Consider the following 15,446-nt stretch of genomic DNA (forward strand, 5'->3'; position numbering starts at 1 on the left):
ATGTCCGATAGCCTCATGGTGCCGCCCGGCGAAATCGAGCTGACGGCCGTGCGCGCGCAAGGCGCGGGCGGCCAGAACGTCAACAAGGTATCGAGCGCGATTCATTTGCGGTTCGATATCCGAGCCTCGTCGCTGCCGGAGCACATCAAGGCGCGGCTGCTCGCGCTTTCCGATAGCCGCGTCACGCGCGAAGGCGTGATCGTCATCAAGGCGCAGGAGCATCGCACGCAGGACATGAACCGCGCGGCGGCGCTCGCGCGGCTCGACGAGCTGATCCGCAGCGTGAGCGTCACGCGGCGCAAGCGGATCGCGACGAAGCCGACGCGGGCGTCGCAGGTGCGTCGGGTCGAAGGGAAGATCAAGCGGGGAGCGGTCAAGGCGGGGCGCGGGGCGGTGCGGGGGGAATAGCTTGCCGGGCGCTGGGCTGAATGCGCGCGGCGCGGTTTCCGACAACGCGGCCGCGCATGTACACGGCCGCGAGCGGCATCAGCGACAACACGCCTCGCCGCGACGACGAGCCGCCATCACGTCACCGCACCATTCCCCGTCGCGCGAGAAACGGCACCTGCTTCACGATTCCGGTCGCGAGCGCCGTCCCCACGAGCACGACCGCGCATCCTTCCAGCATCGCGACCGACACGTGTTCGCGCAAAAACACCGCGCCCCAAAGGATCCCGAAAAGCGGAATCACGAACGTGACCGTCATCGCGCGCGCCGGTCCCGCAGCGGCCACCAGCCGGAAATACAGGAAATACGCGATGCCCGTGCAGCACACGCCCAGCGCGATCACCGCCGACCACGCGTGCACGGACACCGGCGTCGCTGGCCACGTCAGCAGGGCGATCGGCGCGAGCGTGATCGTCGCGCCGATCATGCTGCCGGCGGCGTTCGTCGCCGCGTCGACGTCCATCAGATACTTCTTCGCGAAATTGCCCGCCACACCGTACAGCGCCGATGCCGCGAGCGCCGCAGCCGCCGCCAGCATGCCCTGAACGGGCAGCCCGCCCGATGCCGGCCCGCCCGTCGCGATCTGGTTCCACACGAGCAGCAGCACGCCCGCGAAACCGATCGCCATGCCGATGGTGCGCATCGTCGTCAGCCGGTCCTTCAGCCACACGTAGGCGACGAGCGCGCCCCAGAGCGGCGTCGTCGCGTTGATGACGGACGTCGCGCCCGCCGATAGCGTCAACTCCGCGAACGCGAAGAGGCAGAACGGCGCGGCCGAATTCAGAATGCCGACGACGAAGAGCGCCAGCGCGCGCTTGCGCATCGTCGCGAGCGAGGCGGCGACGTTGCGGCGTGCGAGCAGCATCGCGACGAGAAACAGCGCGCCGATGCCGACGCGCACCGCCATGAGCGGCGCGACGCCGAACTCCACGACGCCGACACGGATGAACAGGAACGATGCGCCCCACAGCGCGGCGAGGACGATCAATTGCAACAAATTGGCGATGGACATGACGATGCGGACTTCAAGACTGCTGATGAAAAAAGTCCGCGCATGTTAGCACCGCATCGCGCGTGAAAGAACGCGCGTGGAACGAGACCGCAAGAAGCGGGAATTCAGTGCGGCGGAATCATCCACGTCAGCACGTTCTGCTGCAGCCAGACGAGCACGCCGAGAATCACCGTCAGCAGTATCGAATGCTTGAACGTGCGCGCGAAGACGAGACCTTCCTTGCCCTTGAGTTCGGTTGTCGCGACGCCGGTTGAAATATTTTGTGGCGAGATCATCTTGCCCATCACGCCGCCCGACGAATTCGTCGCCGCCATCAGCACCGGATTCAGATTGAGCTGATGCGCCGCGACCACCTGCAGATTGCCGAAGAGCGCGTTGCCCGACGTATCGCTGCCGGACAGGAACACCGCCACCCAGCCGAGGAACGCCGACACGAGCGGGAAGAACGGCCCGACCGACGCCACGCCGAGGCCCAGCGTGTAGTTCATGCCCGAGTAGTTCATCAGGTAGGCGAGTCCGACGATGGTCGCAACCGTGAGAATGGCGATGCGCGTCTGCACCCACGTATCGACGATCGCCGCGCCGTACTCGCGCGCGGGCAGCCGCACGAGCGCCGCCGTGATGATCGACGCAACCAGAATCGCGGTGCCCGTCGCGAGCGGCTGGAAGTCCCAGATCGCGCCGTAGGGCTGGTTGTACAGCGTGATGTAGACGGCCTTGTCGAGACCCGGCCACGCAATCTTCACGTCGCCGATCAGGAAGATCTTCGCGACCGTCCACACGATCACCACCACCGACACCACGATCCACGGCAGCCAGCCCTGGCCGCCCGAAATCGTTCCGCGCGTCTGTCCGAGCCGGTCGACGTTCACGGCGAAACGTTCGTCGGTAACGGGCTTCCAGACGCGCAGGAACGCGATCGTCAAAATGAGCGAGACGAGCGACGACAGCACGTCGGTGAGCGCATAGCTGATGTAGTTCGACGTCACGTACTGCGTGAGCGCGAACGCCCCGCCCGAGACGAGCAGCACCGGCCACACGCGCATCATGTTGCGGAAACCGGCGTAGATGCCGATCACGTAGAACGGCAGGAAGAATGCGAAGAACGGCAACTGGCGGCCGACCATCTTGGCGAGCGCGTCGGTCGGAAGATGCGTCACCGCGCCGAGCACGGTGATCGGCACGCCGAGCGCGCCGAACGCGACCGGCGCGGTATTGAAGATCAGCGTGAACGTGAGCGCTTCGAGCGTCGGAAAGCCGAGCAGGATCAGCAGCGAACTGGTGATGGCGATAGGCGTGCCGAAACCGGAAATGCCTTCCAGCAGCGCGCCGAACGAAAAGCCGATGACGACGAGCACGATACGCCTGTCGTTCGGCAGGTTCTCGACCATCCATACGCGGAACGCCTCGAAGCGGCCGGAGCGTTGCGCGACGTTGTACAGCAGGATGGCGGCGAACACGATCCACATGACCGGCCACAGCGCGAACACGGCGCCGGCCGCGACGGAATCGAGCGCGAGCCCGATCGGAAAATGCCAGGCGGCCACCGCGATGACTAGCGCGACGACCAGCCCGGCGAGCGATGCCTGCCACGCGGGACGCCGCGCCCAACCGAGCAGCGCGAGCACGACGGCGATCGGCAGCGCAGCGACGATGAACGACAGCGCGAGCGAATTCGCGACGGGGGTGAGCAGCTGATGGAACATCGGAGGTCTCCTGTCGACAGGCGTCGCATTCTTATACGCAGGCGGCGTCGAGCCGCGATGCGCGTCGCGAGCCGATGCTTCCGCGGCCTTAAGCGGTTGCCTAACGCGCAGACTAAGAATAGGTGACCGATGGCCTCCGTCAAGCGGAAAAGCGCTCAGCCCTCGACGGCTGCTCCGGGCGCGGGGGCGTCGTTGCCCGATTGCGGCGTTTGCCGGAACACCCAGACGGTCAGGAGCGCGAGGGAAGCGAGCATCCAGAGCAGGAAAAACACAAAGGCCATCATGTCCGATCCCCGAGAACGAAGGTTCGCGACAGCGGGCGTGCCGTCGCGTCGTGCGAATTGCGACGGTGATTAGCCAGAACCGTGCCAATTGTCTGGCGAAATCGGGCGAAGCCTTGTCGGAAAAGGGAGGAGCTTTGTCGTGCGGACGGGAAAGCCGGACGCGAACCGGATCGTTCGACGGATCGCGTCGGAAAATGTTGCAGAAGTGTTACGTCAGATGAATAGGCGGCCGTTTAGCGGGGTTTTGTTTGTATCGCCTGCGAAACATGGTTTACGCGAGTCAGTGACGGCCGCCGTGGCCACCACCGTATCCGCCGCCATATCCGCCGTAGCCGCCGTGCCCGCCCTGCCATGAAGTGCCGCCGCCGTGCCATCCGCCGCCGCCATGCCATCCGCCGCCGTGCCAGCCGTGTCCCCAGCAGCAACCGCCGCCGCCCCAGTATCCGAAGCCAATGGAGATTGCCGGATAGCCCCAGCCGTAATACGGCGGATACGCGGGATAAGCGGCGTAGGCCGGATAAGGCGCGTAGTACGGATAAGCGGGCACGGCGTAATAGTCCGCACTCGGCGATGCGGCCACGTACTGGTATTCGACCTGCGCGGTCGAATACGTGGCGCCCGGCGCGGCAGACGCCGCGGCGCCTGAAGCACCCTGCGGCGGCACGGCAAACTCGCGCTGCGTGTAGGCAGCAGGCACGGTCGGATAGTAATAGGCCGGGTAGTCGGGATAAGCGGGGTAGTAGCATCCGCCGACGATGACGCCCGTGGCGAGCGCCGCGACGATCGCCCGGGTTCCGGAAGCGAGAGAGGTGATGGTGAAGCGGGCGGGGATCATGGTGCTGCTCCTTGCGTGATGCTTGCCGGACTCTTGGCTCGCACCGGTCCGTTCAAGAGGAGCTTACTCGAACGCACTGCGCCGCGCTTCCGAGCTTCTGTGAAAAAGTATTGCGATGCGGCGTCTTGTAACAGTCCTGAAACAGCGGCGCAGGCGATGAACGCCGCGCCGCCTGTGCGTGGTCTCGTTACTTGCCTACCTGATTCCCGATGACTCCCCCGACCGCCGCGCCGCCGAGCGTCGAAAGCGCGCTGCCGCCGATCACCGCGCCGCCCGCTGCGCCGACGCCCGCGCCGATCGCGGTATCGCGTTGACGGGTGTTCATGCTGTCGCAGCCGGTGAGGCCTGCAAAGAGTGCAACGACCATTGCAGCGGCGCCGATTTGTTTGATGCTTTTCATGTCGACTCTCCAATACGATGTTGAGGTGAATCGGCTGCGGCTCGCGTGGAACGGCGCCGCAAAGTCTCGCCGGTTCATGCGACTTACAGCAGGAAAGGTGCCCGATTCCCCGGAACCGCCAGCCAAGCCCGAATGAAAACGGCCCGCCGCACGCACAGTGCGACAGGCCGCCGTCAACATCGAATCAACGCGAAATCAACGCAAAAGCAGCATCAGCGTCAAGTCGGCTGATAAATCTCCGCGCCCTTCTTCACGAACTCGATCGCCTTCGTCTCCATGCCCTTGGCGAGCGCCTCGTTTTCGCTCACGCCTTGCTTCGCCGCGAAATCGCGCACGTCCTGCGTGATTTTCATCGAGCAGAAATGCGGGCCGCACATCGAGCAGAAATGCGCGACCTTGGCGGAATCCTTCGGCAGCGTTTCGTCGTGGAATTCGCGCGCCTTGTCCGGATCGAGGCCGAGGTTGAACTGGTCTTCCCAGCGGAATTCGAAGCGCGCCTTCGACAAGGCGTTGTCCCGCACCTGCGCGCCCGGATGACCCTTCGCCAGATCCGCCGCGTGCGCCGCGAGCTTGTACGTGATGATGCCTTCCTTCACGTCGTCCTTGTTCGGCAGGCCGAGGTGCTCCTTCGGCGTGACGTAGCAGAGCATCGCGGTGCCGAACCAGCCGATCATCGCGGCGCCGATGCCCGACGTGATGTGGTCGTAGCCCGGCGCGATGTCGGTGGTCAGCGGCCCGAGCGTGTAGAAGGGCGCTTCGTCGCACCATTCCAGTTGCAGGTCCATGTTTTCCTTGATGAGCTGCATCGGCACATGGCCGGGGCCTTCGATCATCACCTGCACGTCGTGCTTCCACGCGATCTGCGTCAACTCGCCGAGCGTCTTCAGTTCGCCGAGCTGCGCTTCGTCGTTGGCGTCGTAGATGGAGCCGGGGCGCAGGCCGTCGCCGAGCGAGAACGAGACATCGTATTGCTTCATGATTTCGCAGATGTCTTCGAAGTGCTCGTAAATGAAGCTTTCCTTGTGATGCGCGAGGCACCACTTCGCCATGATCGAGCCGCCGCGCGACACGATGCCGGTCATGCGATTCGCCGTCAGCGGCACGTATTGCAGACGCACGCCCGCGTGGATCGTGAAGTAATCGACGCCTTGCTCCGCCTGCTCGATGAGCGTGTCGCGGAAAATCTCCCACGTCAGGTCTTCGGCCTTGCCGTTGACCTTTTCGAGCGCCTGATAAATCGGCACCGTGCCGATCGGCACCGGCGAATTGCGGATGATCCACTCGCGCGTTTCGTGAATATGCTTGCCCGTCGAGAGATCCATGACCGTGTCGCCGCCCCAGCGGATCGCCCACGTCATCTTGTCGACTTCCTCGCCGATCGACGACGTCACCGCCGAATTGCCGATGTTCGCGTTGATCTTCACGAGGAAGTTGCGTCCGATGATCATCGGCTCGCTTTCCGGGTGATTGATGTTCGCCGGGATGATCGCGCGGCCGCGCGCCACTTCCTCGCGCACGAACTCGGGCGTGATTTCCTTGAGCGCATCCTTGCCGAATGCCGCCGCGCCGAAGGCCTGGCCGGCGTGCTGGCGGCCCATCATCTTCGCGAGCTTTTCGCCGTTCGGGCCGCTCGTGCGCAGGCTTTCGAGGTATTCGGCGCGGCGCTGGTTTTCGCGGATCGCGATGTACTCCATCTCCGGCGTGATGATGCCCTGCCGCGCGTAGTGCATCTGCGAGACGTTCTTGCCATCCAGCGCCCGGCGCGGATGCCGATGCAGTCCGGGAAAGCGCAGCTCGGCGGTCTTCGGATCGGCGGCGCGTTCGCGGCCGAATTCGCTCGACAGGCCGCTCAGTTCCTCGGTGTCTCCGCGCTTGGCGATCCACTCGCCGCGCAAAGCGGGCAGACCGCTGCGAATATCGATGGAAGCGTCCGGATCGGTGTACGGACCCGACGTGTCGTACACGTACACGGGCGGATTCTTCTCGCCGCCGAAGCCGTCGGGCGTGTCGGACTGCGTGATTTCGCGCATCGGCACGCGGATGTCCGGCGTCGATCCGCTCACGTAGACCTTGCGCGAGTTCGGCAGCGGCGCGATGGCGGCTGCATCGACAACGGCGTTTTCGGACAGAAACTTCGGGTTGGCATTCATGTGCTGTATGTCTCCTGCAGGGACGAAATTCCAGCGCGCGCGTAACGCACGGCTGACTCAGGAGCTAAACAGGGAGGAACGAGACGGAAAGGTGCGGGTTCGGAAGAAGTGGTCTGAGGCGAAACCGTCGAACCCGAACGCTTCCCTGCGCTGGCATTATCCAGATCAGGTTCAAAGGGTATTTCTCACCCACGATACACGGGCGATTCAACCGGTCATGCCGGACTCGAATCGCGATGTGCAGCGCAGGACCCCCGCGTTAGCAGCCGCCACCATACACCGCACCGTGGCGTGTTGGCAACCATCGACGATTTGCCCGCTTCACGTTTCGCCGTTCCTGCATAATGGCGAGCGCCGCGTTTTAGGTACTTACCCCAGAGGGACTTACCCCAAAGCGCGGTTTCGCGACTGCCGCCGCCGCACGTTGCCTCTCGATCGCCTTCCATCGCTTCATCATGCCGTCGTGTTTTCTTCGTCCTGCCGCGCTTTGCAGGCGTCGCACCGCCAGCCGTCCGATGTGTCCCGTTCGTGCCGCATGCGGCGCGGCTTTCGCGGAGTGATGCATGTCCGCCTCGCCGCCGCGTCTGCCGTTCTCGCTTCCCGACCGCTTTCCGTTTCGCGCGCCGCGCTCCCGTAAGGGACAGGTCGCGTTCGCGCTCGCCGTCGTGTATGTCGTCTGGGGCTCGACGTATCTCGCCGTGCACCTTTCGCTCGAATCGTTTCCGCCGCTCTTGCTGTCCGGCATGCGCAATCTGTTCGCGGGCATCGGACTCTTCGCGCTCGCCGCGCGCCGCCAGCCCGTCTGGCCGACGATGGCCGAAGTGCGCAACGCCGCGATCGTCGGCACGCTGCTCGTCGGCTTGTCGAGCGGGATGCTCGCGTACGGCATGCGCACGGTCGAAACCGGCACCGCCGCCGTGATGGTCGCGACCGTGCCGCTCTTCGCGACGATCATCGCCGCGCTCACCGGCCGGCGCATCGCGAAAGGGGAGTGGGTGGCGGTCGGCCTTGGGCTCGCCGGCATCGTGCTGCTCAATCACGGCAATCAGGGCTCGGGCGCGACCGCCGGCAGCGTGGCGATTCTCTGCGGCGCAATCTTCTGGTCGGGCGGCGCGCATCTCGCAAGCCGCCTGAAACTGCCGTCGGATCTTTTCGTGTCGACTGCGCTGCAGATCGGCCTGGGCGGTTCCATTTCCACCGGCGTCGCGCTCCTGTCGGGCGAGCGGCTGACGAGCCTCGGCTGGGTGCCGGCGTTCTCGTTCGTCTATCTGATGCTGATCGGCACGATGGCCGCCTACGTCGCGTATGGCTTTCTCATTCGCCACACGAGCCCGATCATCGCGAGCAGCTGCATGTATGTGAATCCGGTCGTCGCGGTGCTGCTCGGCGCGCTGCTGCTCGGCGAGGCGATCACGCGCTGGACGGTCATCGCGACTGTCGTGATTCTGGCGAGCGTCGGGTTGTCGTTCTGGTTCGAGCGCCGCCGGCGCGGGCTCGCCTGATTTTCCTTCCCTTCTTGTAATAAACGAGCCGCCGCGTGGGCGGCTCGCGCTTTTGGCATCGCCGAAAATCGTCCCGAGCGATTCCTCTAATGAATGGCGGAGCCTTGCCCGGCAACGCTTTTCCGCTCATTCGACGCGTTCGCGCACCGTGCCGGGGCATAGGTGTTGCTCATGTCCGGCACCCGCGATTCGCGCATCTTCCGTGCAGTTCGATGCGTCGCCGCGGCCATCCAAAGGTCAACAATCAAAAAAGGAAGGTGGCACATGAAGCTCATCCGTACCGCCACGGCGCTCGCCGCTGTCGCTTCGATCCTGTCCGCTTGCGGCGGATCCGATGATGTCGGCAAGGAACTCGGTCTCACGCAGGCTCAGGTGCATTTCGTCCACGCGCTTCCGAGCGGGCCGAACGTCGACTTCTACGATAACGGCAAGGTGCTGCAACCGAATCTGGCGTACAAGGCCGTGACGAACTTCGCGAATATCGATATCGGCCAGCACAACTTCTCCTACGCCGCCGTCAACACGACCACCCAGCTCGCCACGGACACGACCATCAACAATGCGGCGAAGGGCCACGAATACACCGTGATCGCGCTGCCGGAAGCGGGGCTCGTGCCGTCCATCGCGGTCATCGACGATCCGTTCGACAAGGGCCTGCTTTCGAACAGCGCGCGCGTGCGGGCCTTCAACGCGTCGACGAATGCGCCGAATCTCGACCTCTACCTCGTCGCGCCGGGCGCGGACATCACGGCGGTCAGCCCGACGATGGCGGGCGTCGCGTACAAGAACGCAGTGCCTGCTTCGACGCAGGATTCGCTCTACGTGTCGGGCAGCACGTATCAACTCATCGCGACGCTGCCGGGAACGAAGACGCCGGTGTACAAGTCGGCGTCGTTCAATCTCGGCAACAACTCGGACTGGCTCGTGACGACGCTGCCGGCGGGCGACGCGGCATCGCAGATCGTGCCGGAGAAGATTCGCGTTCTGGTGGCGCAAGGCGGCAATACGCAGCAGCCGGCGATCGATTTGCCGGACACGCAATAAGCGATCGCTGCGCGTTATCCGAGCGATAAAAAACCGCCCGAGTAATCGGGCGGTTTTTTTCCGCAGCGCCGATGCAAAACGCCATTACAAAAGCGCGCGCACAAAAAAATCCCGCCGCGCAAGGCGGCGGGAAAGACAGGGAACTACGCTTAAATCGAGTCGAAGACCGGCTGGCTTACTTGTGCTCTTCCGCCGAGTTCGAGATGGCCTGGCCGCCCTTCGAGAGATCCTGGCCTGCGCCCGAAATGGTGTTGCAGCCCGCGAGCGCGGCCGTGCCGGCGATCAGCAGCAAAGCGATGATTCGAGTCATGTTCATTCCCCTTGAAGTGAATGGCGTGGTTGATCGTGTCTGGATTGGCCGCTGATCGTTCGACGGGCCTCACCGGTGTGAACAATCATAAAAAAAGCGGACAGGGCTCGGCTGTAGGCACGCCTGTGTTTTTTTTGTCGGCCTGATCCGTACTTGGCGTCGGCATCGTCCTACGCGGCGGAGCGCGCCGGCGCGTGATCCGCATCGCCATGAACGCGCTCGCGCGGCATCGACACGCTGATGCTCGTGCCATGCGGTTTCGCGCGCTCGATCTCGAAGCGTCCGCCGCGCGCCGACACGCGCTGCCGCATGCCGACGAGCCCATGCGTCTGCGTGCGCTTCAGATCCTGCGGACGGATGCCGACGCCGTCATCGGCGATATGCAGCGACACGACGGCCGCATCCATCGTCAGCGCGACGCGGATGCGGCTCGCGCGCGCGTACTTCGCCGCGTTCGTGAGCGTTTCCTGCGCGACGCGAAAGAGCGCGATCTCGATCGCCTCGCCGAGCTTCACGTCCTCGCCCGGCAGATCGAATTCGACGGTCCAGTTGTTGCGTTGCGCGGCTTCGTCGACGAGCGAGCGCAGCGCCGTCACCAGGCCGAAGTTGGCGAGCACGGTAGGCCGCATGTCCTCGATGATGCGGCGCTTCAGCGCAATGCCCTGATCCAGATTGACGATGGCGCGCGAGAGTTTCTCGGCCATCGCCGGTTCGCTTTCGCGCAGTTTGCCGCGCACCCACGCGACATCCATCTTGCTCGCGGTGAGGATGGAGCCGAGTTCGTCGTGCAGTTCGCGGGCGAGCTGCGTCTTCTCGTCTTCGCTCACGGACTGCAAGTGCCACGCGAGCGCTTCGAGCTGCCGCGTGCGCTCGAAGACGAGCTGATCGAGTTCTTCCTGCTGCGTGATGAGTTCCTTTTGCACGCGATCCTGCTTGTCCAACTGGATGCCGAGATTCCGGAACAGCAGCAGAAACAGCACGATGTTTAGCGCGCACAACGCGCCGACGCACAGCGTCGAAATGCGCTGATCGGCGCGGCTCGTATCGAGCGCGTGCTGCGCGCGCTGCTCTTCGTTCAGGCGCAGGAGGGAGAGGGCGGCGTCGAGCGTCGAGTTGTCGGAAGCGGAAGGTTCGACTGCATCCGACGATGATCCCGCGAGCCGCGCCGCGCCGCTTTCGATCTCCTCGTTCGCCGCCGCGCTGACCTGCGCGAAGCTGGCGAGCGCGGTGTCGTCGCCGATGCGGCGGTAGTACGCATCGAGCGTCGCGAGCGCGCGGCGCACGTGCGCGGCGGTCGAATCGAACTGCGACTTGTAGGCCGGGTCCGGCTGCAACACGAACGCGCGCCGTTGCGCGGAGAGCGTCGCGATGTCGGCGGCGAGTGCGGAAAGGTCGGCGGTGGCGCTTTTTGCATCGAGCGCGGTCTCGTATTCAGCCGCGATGCGCATGCGCCCCGATTCCAGAATCACGAGCCCGCCGACCGTGATGACGATGGCGACGGTCATCGCCACCAGCCAGCTATAGCGGCGCATCCATTCGTTGATGCGGGCAAGCCCGGCGCGCGGCGGCGCGGGCGGCGGGTCGTGCGCAACGGGCGACAGGATCGCGCGAGGTACGTGGCTCATGGCGTGGTCTCAGGCGTCGCGCGGCGAACGACGGTTCGCTCGCGGAGCCGATTGAAAGCTGATGTCGGTGGATTCTCACAGCAAAAAAGGAGCCAGCCCGAATGCGCATCGGTAAGTGCATCGCTAGGATGGGCTCACCATCCATTCATACGGGGAAAGATCATGCTGAAGTGGGCACTGTTCTTTGCAATCGTGGCCGTGATCGCCGGTCTGCTCGGCTTCACCGGGATCGCGGCGGGCGCGGCGTCGATCGCCAAGTTCCTGTTCATCCTGTTCCTGATTCTTTGCGTCGTGTTTCTCGTGCTCGGGTTCGTCATTACCAAAAAAGCGGTCGATTAGCGGGGTTTTTATCGCATCCTTAATCGACACTGGAACGTGAGAGCGGCGGCATTTCCGAGCAAGGCGCCGCCCGAACGGACTCTGACAAGAACGATCAACGAGGAGGGTTCCATGCTTCACTACGCCGCCGTTTTCTTCGTGATCGCGATCATCGCCGCCGTGTTCGGTTTTACCGGCATCGCGGCGGGCGCTGCGGAAATCGCGAAGATCCTGTTTTATATTTTTCTCGTGGTGTTCGTCGTCACGCTGTTGCTCGGCGTGTTCAGGACATGACGGCCACGCCCTTTTGACGCGCGGTCCCGGCGCGCCGTCCCGAGCGGGCACGGCGCGTGCATCGAAGACGATGATCGGATAGCAGGGCGCTATGAAGTGCACGCGCGGACCTGCATCAACGACCGCCAATCACCCCATCCACAGGAGCCAATCACATGTCCAAATCGTCTGCTGTAAATGCGCCGGGCCAATCCTCGGACGCTTTCGTCCTCGACGTTGAGAAGATCCGGAACGACGCGCGTCAGCACATGGACGAAGGCCCGGTCACGTCGACGTACAGCGCGGACCGCGAGACCGTGTTGAAGCTGCTCAACGACGCGCTCGCGACCGAATGGGTCTGCACGCTGCGTTACAAGCGCCACTATTTCATGGCGAAGGGCATTCATTCGGAAGCCGTCGCAAAGGAATTCGCCGAGCACGCGACCGAAGAGCAGGAGCACGCCGACATGCTCGCGGAGCGCATCGTCCAGTTGGGCGGCGAGCCGAATTTCGCGCCGGACAGCCTCAAGTCGCGCTCGCATTCCGAGTACAAGGAAGGCACGGATCTCATCGACATGATTCGCGAGAACCTGATCGCCGAGCGCATCGCGATCGATACGTACCGCGAGATCGTCCGCTATCTGGGCGACAAGGATGTCACGACGCGCCGCCTCTTCGAAGAGATTCTGGCTGTCGAAGAAGAGCACGCGGACGACATGGCCGACCTGCTCGAAGGCCGCAACGGCTGATTCCGGCGAGCCGTGGGTGCGATGCGCGGGCGAGCGGAACCGCGCATCGCGCATGAACGAAGCATGCGTAAAATGACCGCTCACCTATTTAAGCAGCGCGGACGGCGCGAATGATTCGAGTCTTGATAGCCGACGATCACGCGATCGTGCGCAGCGGGTTCAGGCAGTTCGTCGCCGACGAACCCGACATGGAAGTGGCGGCGGAAGCATCGACCGGCGACGAAACCATCGCGCTCGTGCGCGAGCAGGCATTCGACGTGGTGCTGCTCGACATCGCGATGCCCGACAAGAACGGCGTGGACACCTTACGCGTCATCAAGCAGATCCGGCCGCAGCAGGGCGTGCTCATGTTGTCCGGCTTTCCCGAGAGCCAGTACGCGATCAACCTGCTCAAGGCCGGCGCGAACGGTTATCTGAACAAGGACGCCGCGCCCGACGAGATCGTGCGCGCGATCCGCACGGTGGCGCGCGGGCATCGCTATTTGTCGGAGTTCATCGCCGATGCGCTCGCCGACAAACTCGACAAGCCCGCAGCCGAGCGGCCGCACGAGACGCTTTCCGAGCGCGAGTTCCAGATTTTCTGCAAGCTCGCGGGCGGCCGGATTCCGACGGAGATCGCGCAGGAACTGCATCTGTCGGTGAAGACGGTGAGCACGTATCGCGCGCGCGTGCTGGAGAAGATGCGGCTCGCGAACAACGCCGATCTCACGTATTACGCGATCAAGAACGGGTTGATCGAATAGCACATCACCGAGCGCTTGCCGCCGACGAGGACGCAGTAAAGCGGAGGATGCCCGCCGTGGGCCACATCACCATCGACGATTCGGCAGAACAGCACAGACCGCGCGGCGCGCCGCTCGCGGTGCTGCTGATCGAGGATTCGCCGCTGATCCGCCGCAGTCTCACCGAAGCCATCGACGCGCTCGGACCGTGGCGCGTGACCGCTTTCGCCGATGCACCCGACGAAGCCATCGCGCTGTTGTCGTCGCAGCCGTTCGATGCGGTGATCGTCGATCTGCAACTGAAGCGCGGATCGGGCATCGACGTGCTCGCGTGGCTCAAGAGCGGGCAGGCGCGGGGCGTGGCGAAGGGCGCGTTCGTCGTCGTGCTGACGAATCACGCGCTGCCGGCGTATCGCGAGCGGTGCCTGCAATATGGCGTGCGCCATTTCTTCGACAAGTCGCTGGAGTTCGATCGCGTGCTCGATGCGATGGAGGAGTTCGCGCGGGAGCGGGTTTGAGGGGCGACACGGAACGGTGTTCGCACACTGCGCGTTCGATGTCGGGCGTGAGCGCTTACGGGGTCGCAGGCCCGGTACACGTTTCGCGTTAAGCCGGCAAACTCGACTCCGAGCCGCCCCGCGTGCATCGCACGATGATGTTCGCCCGCCGCACGCTTCTATCCCGCTGTCAGCGCTTCTCGCGGCTCCATCCTCCCGCTATTTCCCACTCACGCGCCGCTTTCCCGCACCGCGCGCGTCTGGCGTCCGCGCCAGTGACTGAAGCCCGCGAGCGCCGTCGCGGCGAGCCCGACGATGCACACGCCCGTCCAGCCCATCGCGTGCCACGCGAGTGACGCGAGCGCCGATCCCGCTGCCCCGCCGACGAAATACGCCACCATGTAGACCGTGTTGACGCGGCTGCGCGCCTCGGGCTTGAGCGCGTAGATGCGCGACTGGTTCGAGATCTGCGCGGCCTGCACGCCGACATCGAGCACGATCACGCCGATGACGAGTCCCGCGATGCTTTTCGCCGACAGCGCGAACACGACGAACGACACCGCCACGAGCACGATCGACAGCGTGATGACCGCGCGCGGCCCGCGCTTGTCCGCGGACTTGCCGGCGAGCGGGGCGGCGAGCGCACCCGCCGCGCCGACGATGCCGAAAAGCCCCGCCGCCTGCGGTCCCATGTGGAACGGCTCGCCCGCGAGCAGAAGCGTCAGGAGCGACCAGAACGCGCTGAAGCCGGCGAAGAGCGCGCCGCCCGTGAGCGCGGCCTCGCGCAGCGCGGGGCTTTCGACGGTCAGATGCCACATCGACGCGAGCAGCTTGCCGTAGGAAAGCGTGGACGTCGGGCGGCTTTTCGGCAGCCGCAGGATCACGACGACGGCGAGCGCGATCGTCGCCGCGACGGACGCCGCGAACACCGCGCGCCAGCCGAAATATTGCGCGACGAAGCCGGACACCGTGCGCGCGAGCAGGATGCCGAGCAGCAGGCCGCTCATCACGGTGCCGACGGCGTGACCGCGCTCGGCGGCGGGCGCGAGTTCGGCGGAGAAGGGCACGGCTTGCTGCGCAATCGTCGATACGACGCCGATCGCGAGGCTCGCCCCGATGAGCACCGCGAGCGTCGGCGCGGTGCTGGCCACGACGAGCGCGACGCCGAGCGCCGCGAGTTGCAGAAGGATCAGCATGCGCCGGTCGAAGCGATCGCCGAGCGGCGCGAGCACGAGCATGCCGAATGCGTAGCCGAGCTGCGTGGCGGCGGGCACGGCGCCGATCAGATAGGCGCTTTCGGGAAACGACGCGCGGAAATCGCCGAGCAGCGGCTGATTGAAATAGATGTTGGCGACGGAGACGCCCGCGATGGTCGCGAGCAGCCAGAGCGTCGCGCGCGAATAGTGCGGATGGCGCTCGGGTGATTGATCGTGAGAAGCGTGCGGCGACTGATGCGATGACGCGGACATGGTTCGTTCCGTCGGACGGGCAGGAGGGCGGCGTGAGGCAAGCCGCCGATCATACTGGAGACGAACAAGGTCTGCTGGTTGGGCGGACGATATGAAGGGACTT

General features: G+C 64.7%; 17 protein-coding genes and 1 riboswitch. Of the genes, 8 read left to right on the forward strand and 9 right to left on the reverse strand.

Annotated features, from left to right (window positions below):
• Window positions 1-408, forward strand: a complete 408-nt coding sequence (gene arfB, locus NCR39_RS04580; protein WP_250450970.1) for an alternative ribosome rescue aminoacyl-tRNA hydrolase ArfB — start codon at window positions 1-3, stop codon at window positions 406-408.
• 121 nt (window positions 409-529) lie between these two features.
• Here the strand turns inward: arfB and NCR39_RS04585 are convergent, their stop codons facing one another.
• The 6 genes from NCR39_RS04585 to thiC all read right to left on the reverse strand — a co-directional run bounded on the left by NCR39_RS04585 (window position 530) and on the right by thiC (window position 6,834).
• Window positions 530-1,459, reverse strand: coding sequence for a DMT family transporter (locus NCR39_RS04585; RefSeq protein ID WP_250450971.1), 930 nt, complete (start codon window positions 1,457-1,459; stop codon window positions 530-532).
• Between the two features lie 104 nt (window positions 1,460-1,563).
• Window positions 1,564-3,165, reverse strand: coding sequence for an L-lactate permease (locus NCR39_RS04590; RefSeq protein WP_250450972.1), 1,602 nt, complete (start codon window positions 3,163-3,165; stop codon window positions 1,564-1,566).
• A gap of 155 nt (window positions 3,166-3,320) precedes the next feature.
• Complete coding sequence (locus NCR39_RS29615) at window positions 3,321-3,449, reverse strand: hypothetical protein (protein WP_280174554.1); 129 nt, start codon at window positions 3,447-3,449, stop codon at window positions 3,321-3,323.
• 280 nt (window positions 3,450-3,729) lie between these two features.
• Window positions 3,730-4,284 carry a hypothetical protein gene (locus NCR39_RS04595; RefSeq protein WP_250450973.1) on the reverse strand — a complete coding sequence of 185 codons (555 nt, stop codon included), beginning with the start codon at window positions 4,282-4,284 and terminating at the stop codon, window positions 3,730-3,732.
• Between the two features lie 187 nt (window positions 4,285-4,471).
• The gene (locus tag NCR39_RS04600; RefSeq protein ID WP_250450975.1) at window positions 4,472-4,684 is read right to left on the reverse strand and encodes a YMGG-like glycine zipper-containing protein; all 213 of its coding nucleotides are present in this window, start codon (window positions 4,682-4,684) and stop codon (window positions 4,472-4,474) included.
• 218 nt (window positions 4,685-4,902) lie between these two features.
• On the reverse strand, window positions 4,903-6,834 hold the full coding sequence (gene thiC, locus NCR39_RS04605; RefSeq protein ID WP_250450978.1) for a phosphomethylpyrimidine synthase ThiC: 1,932 nt from the start codon (window positions 6,832-6,834) through the stop codon (window positions 4,903-4,905).
• Between the two features lie 124 nt (window positions 6,835-6,958).
• Window positions 6,959-7,100: riboswitch (TPP riboswitch) on the reverse strand.
• Between the two features lie 297 nt (window positions 7,101-7,397).
• Between thiC and NCR39_RS04610 the strand changes: the two genes are divergently transcribed.
• Complete coding sequence (locus NCR39_RS04610) at window positions 7,398-8,336, forward strand: EamA family transporter (protein ID WP_250450980.1); 939 nt, start codon at window positions 7,398-7,400, stop codon at window positions 8,334-8,336.
• Window positions 8,337-8,600: 264 nt separating this feature from the next.
• A complete protein-coding gene (locus tag NCR39_RS04615) occupies window positions 8,601-9,380 on the forward strand; it encodes a DUF4397 domain-containing protein (protein WP_250450983.1) in 780 nt (259 codons plus the stop codon).
• 175 nt (window positions 9,381-9,555) lie between these two features.
• Here NCR39_RS04615 and NCR39_RS04620 read toward each other — a convergent pair whose 3' ends face one another.
• Together NCR39_RS04620 and NCR39_RS04625 are read right to left on the reverse strand one after the other, a co-directional pair.
• Window positions 9,556-9,690, reverse strand: a complete 135-nt coding sequence (locus tag NCR39_RS04620) for an entericidin A/B family lipoprotein (protein ID WP_040048920.1) — start codon at window positions 9,688-9,690, stop codon at window positions 9,556-9,558.
• A gap of 170 nt (window positions 9,691-9,860) precedes the next feature.
• A complete protein-coding gene (locus tag NCR39_RS04625) occupies window positions 9,861-11,315 on the reverse strand; it encodes a sensor histidine kinase (RefSeq protein WP_250450985.1) in 1,455 nt (484 codons plus the stop codon).
• A gap of 162 nt (window positions 11,316-11,477) precedes the next feature.
• Between NCR39_RS04625 and NCR39_RS04630 the strand changes: the two genes are divergently transcribed.
• The 5 genes from NCR39_RS04630 to NCR39_RS04650 all read left to right on the forward strand — a co-directional run bounded on the left by NCR39_RS04630 (window position 11,478) and on the right by NCR39_RS04650 (window position 13,895).
• Window positions 11,478-11,654 carry a DUF1328 domain-containing protein gene (locus NCR39_RS04630; RefSeq protein ID WP_040048815.1) on the forward strand — a complete coding sequence of 59 codons (177 nt, stop codon included), beginning with the start codon at window positions 11,478-11,480 and terminating at the stop codon, window positions 11,652-11,654.
• A gap of 111 nt (window positions 11,655-11,765) precedes the next feature.
• Entirely contained in the window at window positions 11,766-11,927 is a 162-nt protein-coding gene (locus tag NCR39_RS04635; RefSeq protein WP_040048814.1) for a DUF1328 domain-containing protein, read from the forward strand.
• Window positions 11,928-12,082: 155 nt separating this feature from the next.
• Window positions 12,083-12,655, forward strand: coding sequence for a ferritin-like domain-containing protein (locus NCR39_RS04640; RefSeq protein WP_250450987.1), 573 nt, complete (start codon window positions 12,083-12,085; stop codon window positions 12,653-12,655).
• A 110-nt stretch (window positions 12,656-12,765) separates the two neighbouring features.
• A complete protein-coding gene (locus tag NCR39_RS04645; protein WP_250450988.1) occupies window positions 12,766-13,398 on the forward strand; it encodes a response regulator in 633 nt (210 codons plus the stop codon).
• Window positions 13,399-13,454: 56 nt separating this feature from the next.
• Window positions 13,455-13,895: a response regulator gene (locus NCR39_RS04650; protein ID WP_250450989.1), complete on the forward strand. Its 441-nt coding sequence runs from the start codon at window positions 13,455-13,457 to the stop codon at window positions 13,893-13,895.
• Window positions 13,896-14,104: 209 nt separating this feature from the next.
• Here the strand turns inward: NCR39_RS04650 and NCR39_RS04655 are convergent, their stop codons facing one another.
• Complete coding sequence (locus NCR39_RS04655) at window positions 14,105-15,343, reverse strand: MFS transporter (RefSeq protein ID WP_250450990.1); 1,239 nt, start codon at window positions 15,341-15,343, stop codon at window positions 14,105-14,107.
• Between the last annotated feature and the right edge of the window lie 103 nt (window positions 15,344-15,446).

This window comes from Caballeronia sp. ATUFL_M2_KS44, from assembly GCF_023630965.1.
In the GTDB taxonomy this organism is placed as follows: domain Bacteria; phylum Pseudomonadota; class Gammaproteobacteria; order Burkholderiales; family Burkholderiaceae; genus Caballeronia; species Caballeronia concitans.

Excerpts from the sequence above, each read along its gene's own strand:
- arfB (WP_250450970.1), top strand. The coding sequence starts at position 1 with ATGTCCGATAGCCTCATGGTGCCGCCCGGCGAAATCGAGCTGACGGCC.
- NCR39_RS04585 (WP_250450971.1), bottom strand. The coding sequence starts at position 1,459 with ATGTCCATCGCCAATTTGTTGCAATTGATCGTCCTCGCCGCGCTGTGG.
- NCR39_RS04590 (WP_250450972.1), bottom strand. The coding sequence starts at position 3,165 with ATGTTCCATCAGCTGCTCACCCCCGTCGCGAATTCGCTCGCGCTGTCG.
- NCR39_RS29615 (WP_280174554.1), bottom strand. The coding sequence starts at position 3,449 with ATGATGGCCTTTGTGTTTTTCCTGCTCTGGATGCTCGCTTCCCTCGCG.
- NCR39_RS04595 (WP_250450973.1), bottom strand. The coding sequence starts at position 4,284 with ATGATCCCCGCCCGCTTCACCATCACCTCTCTCGCTTCCGGAACCCGG.
- NCR39_RS04600 (WP_250450975.1), bottom strand. The coding sequence starts at position 4,684 with ATGAAAAGCATCAAACAAATCGGCGCCGCTGCAATGGTCGTTGCACTC.
- thiC (WP_250450978.1), bottom strand. The coding sequence starts at position 6,834 with ATGAATGCCAACCCGAAGTTTCTGTCCGAAAACGCCGTTGTCGATGCA.
- NCR39_RS04610 (WP_250450980.1), top strand. The coding sequence starts at position 7,398 with ATGTCCGCCTCGCCGCCGCGTCTGCCGTTCTCGCTTCCCGACCGCTTT.
- NCR39_RS04615 (WP_250450983.1), top strand. The coding sequence starts at position 8,601 with ATGAAGCTCATCCGTACCGCCACGGCGCTCGCCGCTGTCGCTTCGATC.
- NCR39_RS04620 (WP_040048920.1), bottom strand. The coding sequence starts at position 9,690 with ATGACTCGAATCATCGCTTTGCTGCTGATCGCCGGCACGGCCGCGCTC.
- NCR39_RS04625 (WP_250450985.1), bottom strand. The coding sequence starts at position 11,315 with ATGAGCCACGTACCTCGCGCGATCCTGTCGCCCGTTGCGCACGACCCG.
- NCR39_RS04630 (WP_040048815.1), top strand. The coding sequence starts at position 11,478 with ATGCTGAAGTGGGCACTGTTCTTTGCAATCGTGGCCGTGATCGCCGGT.
- NCR39_RS04635 (WP_040048814.1), top strand. The coding sequence starts at position 11,766 with ATGCTTCACTACGCCGCCGTTTTCTTCGTGATCGCGATCATCGCCGCC.
- NCR39_RS04640 (WP_250450987.1), top strand. The coding sequence starts at position 12,083 with ATGTCCAAATCGTCTGCTGTAAATGCGCCGGGCCAATCCTCGGACGCT.
- NCR39_RS04645 (WP_250450988.1), top strand. The coding sequence starts at position 12,766 with ATGATTCGAGTCTTGATAGCCGACGATCACGCGATCGTGCGCAGCGGG.
- NCR39_RS04655 (WP_250450990.1), bottom strand. The coding sequence starts at position 15,343 with ATGTCCGCGTCATCGCATCAGTCGCCGCACGCTTCTCACGATCAATCA.